3 protein-coding genes and 2 pseudogenes are annotated in these 8,216 nt (G+C 65.4%); 2 read left to right on the top strand and 3 right to left on the bottom strand.

What is annotated here, in order from left to right; translation table 11 throughout:
* Positions 1-388: pseudogene (locus DBR23_RS31520) on the bottom strand (type IV pili methyl-accepting chemotaxis transducer N-terminal domain-containing protein); the annotation flags it as partial.
* Positions 389-477: 89 nt separating this feature from the next.
* Complete coding sequence (gene nirB / locus DBR23_RS22350; RefSeq protein WP_108499620.1) at positions 478-2,925, bottom strand: nitrite reductase large subunit NirB; 2,448 nt, start codon at positions 2,923-2,925, stop codon at positions 478-480.
* Between the two features lie 332 nt (positions 2,926-3,257).
* Here nirB and DBR23_RS22345 point away from each other — a divergent pair, with 332 nt between their 5' ends.
* Positions 3,258-5,039, top strand: a complete 1,782-nt coding sequence (locus tag DBR23_RS22345) for a bifunctional protein-serine/threonine kinase/phosphatase (RefSeq protein WP_108499619.1) — start codon at positions 3,258-3,260, stop codon at positions 5,037-5,039.
* A gap of 185 nt (positions 5,040-5,224) precedes the next feature.
* Here the strand turns inward: DBR23_RS22345 and DBR23_RS22340 are convergent, their stop codons facing one another.
* Positions 5,225-6,439 (bottom strand): nitrate/nitrite transporter, encoded by a 1,215-nt coding sequence (locus DBR23_RS22340; RefSeq protein WP_056058267.1) that lies wholly within the window; start codon positions 6,437-6,439, stop codon positions 5,225-5,227.
* Between the two features lie 488 nt (positions 6,440-6,927).
* On the opposite strand from DBR23_RS22340, the pseudogene DBR23_RS22335 reads away from it, so the two are divergent.
* Positions 6,928-8,216 (top strand): annotated as a pseudogene (locus DBR23_RS22335) (methyl-accepting chemotaxis protein); the annotation flags it as partial.

The following is an 8,216-nucleotide window of genomic DNA, read 5'->3' as shown; positions in this document are numbered from 1 at the left end:
TGCCCACAGGCTTGCCCGAGGCGGCTTCGTACTGCACGGTGCCCTGGTGGGCCAGGGCCAGCACCTTGGCGTCGGCTTGCAGCAAGGCGGCAGCGCCGTCGCGCGACGGGCTGGTGCCCAGCAGCGTGGCCTTGTGGTCGGTCCAGGCCGATTCCAGCTTGGTGTAGGTGTCGCGGATGGTGGGCGAGGGCGCGTAGGCCTTGAGTTCGCCCAGCTGGCGCTCGAACAGCGCCAGCGACTGGTCCAGCACGGCGCGTGCAGCCGGCGTGTCGGATTTGTGCGCCAACGCCAGCCAGGCCTTGCCCAGGCGCTGGCTCAGCATGCGCTGGCGACCTGCCTTGTTGATGGCGTCGTTCAGGTCAGTGACCTGGGCCTGGGCGGTGCCCAGCGACATGATGCCCAGGGTGCTCCAGGCCGTGGTGTAGCCGGCGGCGGTCAGCAAGGTGCGGCGTTGCATGGTGTGGGGCTCCGGGCGCTTCAGGCAGCGGTCAGCGGGGCAAACTGGCGCGTGTCCACGGCTGCCTTGTCAAACTCAAACCAGGGGTCGGGCTCGCCGTCCAGCGCAAACTGCAGCTGCTCCCACAGCGCCTTGCGGCCTTCGTGGTCTTCCAGAATGCGCTTTTTCACATAGTCCAGGCCCACGCGGCTCACGTAGTGCACGGTGCGCTCCAGGTACCAGCCTTCCTGGCGGTACAGCTCGCAGAACGCGCCGGTGTACTCCAGCACTTCCTCGGCGGTTTTCAGCTTGGTGAAGAAGTGCGCCACCTCGGTCTTGATGCCGCCGTTGCCGGCCACGTACATCTCCCAGCCGCTGTCCACGCCGATGATGCCCACGTCCTTGATGCCGGCTTCTGCGCAGTTGCGCGGGCAGCCCGACACCGCAAACTTGACCTTGTGCGGTGCATACATGCGCCACATGGCGCGCTCCAGGTCCTTGCCCATCTGCGTGCTGTCCTGGGTGCCCATGCGGCACCACTCGCTGCCCACGCAGGTCTTCACGGTGCGCAGTGCCTTGGCATAGGCATGGCCGCTGGGCATGCCGATGTCCCTCCACACATTGACCAGGTCTTCCTTCTTCACGCCCAGCAAATCGATGCGCTGGCCCCCTGTGACCTTGATGGTGGGGATGTTGTACTTGTCGGCCGCGTCGGCAATGCGGCGCAGCTCGTCGGCCGTGGTTTCGCCGCCCCACATGCGGGGGATGACGCTGTAGGTGCCGTCTTTCTGGATGTTGGCGTGGCTGCGCTCGTTGATGGCGCGGCTTTGCGGGTCGTCCTTCGCGTCCTTGGGCCAGGTGCTGATGAGGTAGTAGTTGACGGCGGGGCGGCAGGATGCGCAGCCGTTGGGCGTCTTCCACTCCATGAACTTGAACACATCGCCAATGCTCAGCAGCTTGTTGGCACGGATCGCGTCGCGCACCGCCTGGTGGCCGTGGTCGGTGCAGCCGCACATGGCCTTGGTCTTGGGCGTGGCGCTGTAGTCGCCACCGGCAGTGAACATGATGATCTGCTCGACCAGGCCTGTGCACGATCCGCACGATGCGCTGGCCTTGGTGTGCTTGCGCACTTCATCCAGCGTGAACAGGCCCTTGTCCTTGATGGCCTTGCAGATGGCGCCCTTGGTCACGCCGTTGCAGCCGCAGACCTCGTCGCTGTCCTGCATGGCGGCGGCCTTGCTCTGGCCCTGGTGGCCGGTGTCGCCCAGGTGCGATTCGCCAAACATCAGCTTGTCGCGAATGTCGGTCACGCTGCGGCCATCACGCAGCAGCTTGAAGTACCAGCTGCCGTCCACCGTATCGCCATAGAGGCAGGCGCCCACCAGCTTGTCGTCCTTGATGACCAGCTTTTTGTACACGCCGCCAAAGGGGTCGCTCATCACGATCTCTTCGGTGTTGTCGCCGCCCTGGAAGTCGCCCGCGCTGAACAGGTCTATGCCCGTGACCTTGAGCTTGGTGGAGGTGAGCGAGCCCTGGTAGCGGCCGATGCCGAACTCGGCCAGGTGGTTGGCTAGCACTTTGCCTTGCTCGAACAGCGGGGCCACCAGGCCATAGGCAATGCCCCGGTGTGCCGCGCATTCGCCCACGGCATAGATGCGGGCGTCGGTGGTGGTCTGCAGCGTGTCGCTCACGACGATGCCGCGGTTCACGTGCAGGCGCATCTTTTCGGCGAGCTGCGTGTTGGGGCGAATGCCCACGGCCATCACCACCAGGTCGGCAGGCACTTCGGTGCCGTCCTTGAACTTGACGCTGGCCACCCGGCCTTCGGCATTGCCCACCAGCTCCTGGGTCTGCGCACCCATCAAAAAGCGCATGCCACGGTCTTCCAGCGACTTCTGCAGCATCTTGCCCGCCACGTCATCGAGCTGGCGCTCCATCAGCGAGGGCATCACATGCACCACGCTCACTGTCATGCCGCGCTTCATGAGGCCATTGGCGGCTTCCAGGCCCAGCAGGCCGCCACCGATGACCACCGCGTGCTTGTACGTGGCGGCTGCGTCGATCATGGCCTGTGTGTCGGCGATGTCGCGGTAGGCCAGCACGCCTTTCAGGTCCTTGCCGGGCACGGGCAGGATGAAGGGGTTGGAGCCCGTGGCCATGATGAGGCGGTCGTACTCGGCGGTGATCACATCGCCGTCCTTGCTGCTTGCGCTCACCACGCGGCGCACGCGGTCCACATCGGTCACGGTGAAGCCGGTGTGCAGCGTGATGTGGTTGTCGGCGTACCACTGCCAGTCGTTGAGGATGATCTCGTCGATGGTCTGCTCGCCAGCCAGCACCGGCGACAGCAGAATGCGGTTGTAGTTGGGGTGCGGCTCGGCCCCGAAGACCGTGATGTCATACAGATCGGGGGCAATCTTGAGCAGCTCTTCCAGCGTGCGCACACCGGCCATGCCGTTCCCCACCATCACCAGTTTGAGCTTTTTCATCGTGACTCCGTCGGTTCCATCGCCTGGGCGATGCAAAAAACAAAAAAGGCGTCCACACGATGCAGCTCCGACATTCCATCGAAACCGCATGTGGGGACGCCTTCGTCCATACAACCCCTTGGTGCGCCGTTGCACCGCTGAATTGCGTGGCCCAGCTGGGCCGTTGCTTCGGGTAAGCAATGCCCGTGCCAGAGTTTGTGCACTGATGTGGGGTGATCCGGTGTTGTCCGCGCTGCCGAGGGCGGAGTTTTGGGTGTTGACGGGTGGCTCGGCTGCGCGGCGCGGTGCGTGCATGCACCACCTTGGGCATGGAACCTGCATGGAGGTGGTGCATGAGTTTTGAACTGGACATCGGCCATACCTCGCAGGCCGGGCGCAACGAAGTCAATGAAGACTTTGCCGCCCTGGTGCAGGGGCAGGGGCGCGAGCGCGAACGCGGCGCCATCGCTGCCATTGCCGATGGTGTAAGCACCGGAGGCAAGGGCCGCGAAGCCGCACAGACCACGGTGAACACCCTGGTCAACGACTACTTCGCCACGCCCGACACCTGGGACACCACCGTGGCGCTGGACCGCATCCTGAGCGCGCACAACGGCTGGCTGGCGTCGATGAACCGGCGCCGCCAGCCCGCCGTGGGCCTGACCACGCTCACCGCCGTGGTGCTGCGCGGCCAGTCGTACACGTTGGCCCATGTGGGCGATACGCGTGCCTATCTGCTGCGGGGCGGCCGGCTGCAACTGCTGACGACCGACCATGTGATGGCGCAGCGTGACCTGGCGCACCAGCTCACCCGCGCCATGGGCCTGGACGACCATGTGGTGGTGGATTACAGCCAGGGCGAACTGCACAGCGGCGACCTGCTGGTGCTGCTGTCCGATGGCGTGCACGGCAGCCTGCCCGAGCGTGAACTGCGCCAGTTGCTGCTGCAGCCGCAGGATGCCAACGCCGCCAGTGCCGTCAGCGCCCAGGCGCTGAGCGAGGAGATCACGCGCGCAGCCCTGCGCCGGGGCAGCACCGACAACGTGACCGCGCTGGTGGTGCGGGTGCAGGGGGCGCTGGAAGCCACCTTGCAGGATGAGTCCCGCCGGGCGCAGCACTTGCCAGTGTTGCCGTTGCTCAAGGTGGGCGAGCCGGTGGATGGCCTGGTGGTGACCGCGCTGGTGGCCGACAGCGGCGTGCACCGCATCTACCAGGTGCGCGACCCGGCCACACAGCGGCTGTACGCGCTCAAGACGCTGGTGCCCGCCCGCGCGCACGATGCGCAGGAGCGCGCCACTCTGGCGCATGAGGCCTGGGTGGCCCGGCGCATGCAGTCCGGCCATGCGGCGGTGCACCTTGCGCGCCTGAACACCTGGCCGCCAGAGCAGGGCGGTGCAAGCCCCGGCGCCAGTGCGTTTTATCTGCTCTATGACTGGCATGCGGGCCAGACCCTGGGCCAGCGCCTGCGCGGCCGCCAGCACCTGGGCGTGCCGCAGGCAGTGTCGGTGGTGATGCAGGCGGCGCAGGTGCTGGGCTGGCTGCATCGGCAAGGGGTGGTGCACCGCGACATCAAGCCCGACAACCTGCACCTGGGCGATGACGGTGTGCTGCGGGTGCTGGACCTGGGCGTGGCCCTGTCGGGCCGCGAGCCCGAGGCCACGCGCCGCCTGCACGCAGGCACCCCCAGCTACATGAACCCCGAGCAGTGGCCGGGCTATGAAAAGAACGGGGACCCCGCCGGCCAGTTGCCCGATGCGGGCAGCGACTTGTTCGCCCTGGGCGTCACGCTGTACCAGCTGCTGAGCCATGGGCGCCTGCCCTATGGCGAGGTGGTGCAGTACCAGCTGGGCCGCTACCACCGCGACCCGCTGGCCCCCAGCCGCCACAACCCCAGCGTGCCCATCTGGCTCGACCAGATCGCGTTGAAGGCTGTGGCCCGCCAGCGCACACAACGCTTTGAAACCGCTGAGGAACTGCTGCTGGCCCTGGAGCGGGGTGCTTCGCGCCCCTTGTCCGCCCCTGGCCCGCAGCCGCTGATGCAGCGCGATGCCACGGCACTGTGGAAGATCGCGCTGGCGGTGAGTGTGCTGGTGAACCTGTTGCTGGTGTATTGGCTGCTGTTTTTGCCGCGATGAGAGCGATTGATTTGCTATTGAAAATATAGCTATCGATGCATATGATAAATGCGCTTGGAGGGGATTGGGCTTGAAATGTGGGGTGGTCGGCGCGTTGACTGACTACGGACGTTCACGCGCCCCGGGCGCGGCCACCCTTCTGGCGAAAGGGCGGGCAATGCTACGCCTTGGCTGGCTACGCCAGCTCAGGCACTGCGTGCCCGACCGCCCTTTTCTGCCCACGTACGGGTCCAGCGGATCTGCATGACCCGCAACAGCACCAGCATGGCAGCGGCGCATACCGCAATGCCCACAAAGCCCCACAGGTAGGTGCCGGTGTACTGGCGCGAAAAGCCCATGCCGTTGGGGATGAGGCCGCCACCCAGCGCGCCGATCTCGCCAATCATCGAGCCGGCGACGGCCGTGGACAGCGGCCAGCGCAGCGGCACCAGCTGGAACAGCGCGCCGTTGCCCGCGCCCAGTGCCGCAAAACACACCAGGAACAGCAGCATCGTCACCGGCAAGGAGTTTTCGGCCAGGCCGCACAGCACCATGCTCACTGCGGTGATGGCCAGCACACCCGTGAGCGTGTTGACGCCGCCCCAATGGTCGGAAAGCCAGCCGCCCATCACCCGCAGTGCCGCACCCAGAAAGGCGGCCAGCATGGTCAGTTGCCCTGCCTGCACCTTGCTCACGCCAAACTGGTCGTAGAAGTAGCTGGGCAGGAAGGCCGTCAGACCGATGAAGCCGCCAAAGGTCACGGCGTAGATCAGGCTGAACGCCCAGCCATCTTTTTCAAAGAGACAGGCAATGTGTTCGCGAAACGTGGCGTGGGGCGCGAGGTCCGGCGGTTCCTTCGCATACACCGCCATCACCACGGCGGGCACGGCCACGCTCACGGCGGCAAAGCCATACACCGCCTGCCAGCCAAACTTCTGCGCCAGGGCAGGCGCCAGCAGCGCTGCCACGGCAGTGCCCACATTGCCCGCGCCCACGATGCCCATGGCCAGGCCCTTGTAGCGCGGTGGAAACGAACCCGAGCCCAGCGAAAGCGCCACGCCAAAGCTCGCCCCCGCCACGCCCAGCAGGATGCCCAGCGCCAGCAGGTCGTTGAAGGTGTGCACGAACAGGTAGCCATAGCCCATGGCCAAAAAGATGCCGGCCATCTCGACCAGGGTGGCGCGCTTGCGGCCGATGTACTGCGCCAGGATGCCCAGCGGAAACCGCATCAGCGCCCCCGCAAAAATGGGAATGGACAGCATCATGCCCATCTGGGTGGGGGAGAGCTGGAAGCTCTCGCGGATGAACGGCGCCATCGCACCGTTGATGACCCACACCGCGCACGAAAAGCCGAAGTACAGAAACGACGCCCACAGCGTGGGTGCGTGGCCGGATTTGAGGAACTCTCTGAAGTAATGCATGGGTGTGAGTGCAAAGGGCTGAGGGGGTGACCCCTTCGCCCGGCCAGAAAACAAAAAGGCGTCCACACGGACCGCGCGGGCTGACCAGCCCCAACGCACTCCATGAAGACGCCAACGTCCTGTTCGCCCAATCCGCCATTGCACCGGGCTGACATGCGGCCAGCGTTGGCCGCGCCTTATGGCAAGCAATGGCTATGCCAGTGCCGATATGGGGGAGGGATTGTGAGGAAATTGCCAGAAAGCGCTTGTGAGTTAAGCACTGCCAGCTATCAAAAATGAAGCGCATTTTCTGCCAAGTGCTCACTTTGGTGCATTGCAGCGGAGTGTGACGCACAGTGTTGGTGTTGCGCACTGAGTTGGTGAGTTTGCGATGGAGATGCCATTTTTCTGTTTCAAATCCATGGCCTTCGTCATAGGATGTGTTCGGCTTTTCCACTGCCGTGTTGCCCGGTCAGGGAGCATCAAGGCATCTACGAAATGGGGTTCCCATGCGCGTCAATCTGCCGGTCAGCCAGCACGAATATGCGTTTCCCAAGGGCCAGACTCTGGTGTCCACCACGGACCTCAAGGGCCGCATCCTGTACTGCAACCCGATGTTCATCGAGGTCAGCGGCTACGAAAAAGAAGAGCTTCTGGGCCAGCCCCACAACATCGTGCGACACCCCGACATGCCCGAGGAGGCCTACCGCGACATGTGGCAGACCATCGCCAAAGGCATCCCCTGGTCGGCCCCGGTCAAGAACCGGCGCAAGGACGGCACGTTTTACTGGGTGATGGCCAACGTCACCCCGCTCATGCAGGGCGACCAGCCCACGGGTTACATGTCGGTGCGCACCGAAGCCACGCGCGAACAGATCCAGGCGGCCGAGTCGCTGTACAAGCAGATGCAGGCCGAAAAGCAGGCGGGCACGCTGGTGCACCGGCTGTCGGCCGGGCAACTGGTCAAAGACACCCTGTGGGGCCGTGTGGCCCGGGCTCTGGCGCTGGGGCCCATGGGCAAGATGATGGTGTGTACCTTGCTGCTGGTGGTGGCTTCGTGGTGCGCCGCCTTGCTGGGCGGGCACACGCTGTCGCTGGCGTCAGGGGCCGCGTGGCTGGGGGTGGTGGTGCTGGCGCTGGGCATGGCGGTCTACCTGCACCAGGTCACGGTGGCGCCGTTGTCGCAGATGCTGCTGTGGGCCAACCGCATGGCCGCGGGCGACCTTACCCAGAAGATATCGGCATCGCGCAGCGACACGGTGGGCCAGCTGCAAAAGGCGCTGGCGCAGCTCAACGTGAACCTGCTGTCCATCGTGCGTGACGCCCGGCAGGAGAGCGAGCACATGCAGGTCTCCACCCGCGAGATTGCCCAGGGCAACCAGGACCTGTCGTCGCGCACCGAGGCTCAGGCCAGCAACCTGCAGCAGACAGCCGCGTCGATGGAAGAAATCACCGGCACCGTCAAGCAAACCGCCGAATCCGCGCGCCAGGCCACGGTGCTGGCGACCCAGGCCACCCAGGTCACCGAGCGCAGCAGTGCCGCTGTGGACGGTGTGGCCAGCACCATGAAGCAGATCCAGGCGGCATCCGGCCGCATCAGCGAGATCACGCAGCTGATCGACTCCATTGCCTTCCAGACCAACATCCTTGCCCTCAACGCCGCAGTGGAGGCTGCGCGCGCCGGGGACCAGGGGCGGGGCTTTGCGGTGGTGGCCTCCGAGGTGCGTAGCCTGTCGCACCGCACGCTCTCGGCCGCCAAGGAGATCCGCCAGCTCATCGACGACTCGGCCACCAAGGG

The organism is Acidovorax sp. HMWF018 (assembly GCF_003061035.1).
Classification (GTDB): Bacteria; Pseudomonadota; Gammaproteobacteria; order Burkholderiales; family Burkholderiaceae_C; genus Acidovorax; species Acidovorax delafieldii.
This window is presented reverse-complemented; position numbering and strand designations above follow the sequence as displayed.

What these genes read in the sequence shown, in the direction of transcription:
- nirB (WP_108499620.1), bottom strand. Translation starts at nt 2,925, where the DNA reads ATGAAAAAGCTCAAACTGGTGATGGTGGGGAACGGCATGGCCGGTGTG.
- DBR23_RS22345 (WP_108499619.1), top strand. Translation starts at nt 3,258, where the DNA reads ATGAGTTTTGAACTGGACATCGGCCATACCTCGCAGGCCGGGCGCAAC.
- DBR23_RS22340 (WP_056058267.1), bottom strand. Translation starts at nt 6,439, where the DNA reads ATGCATTACTTCAGAGAGTTCCTCAAATCCGGCCACGCACCCACGCTG.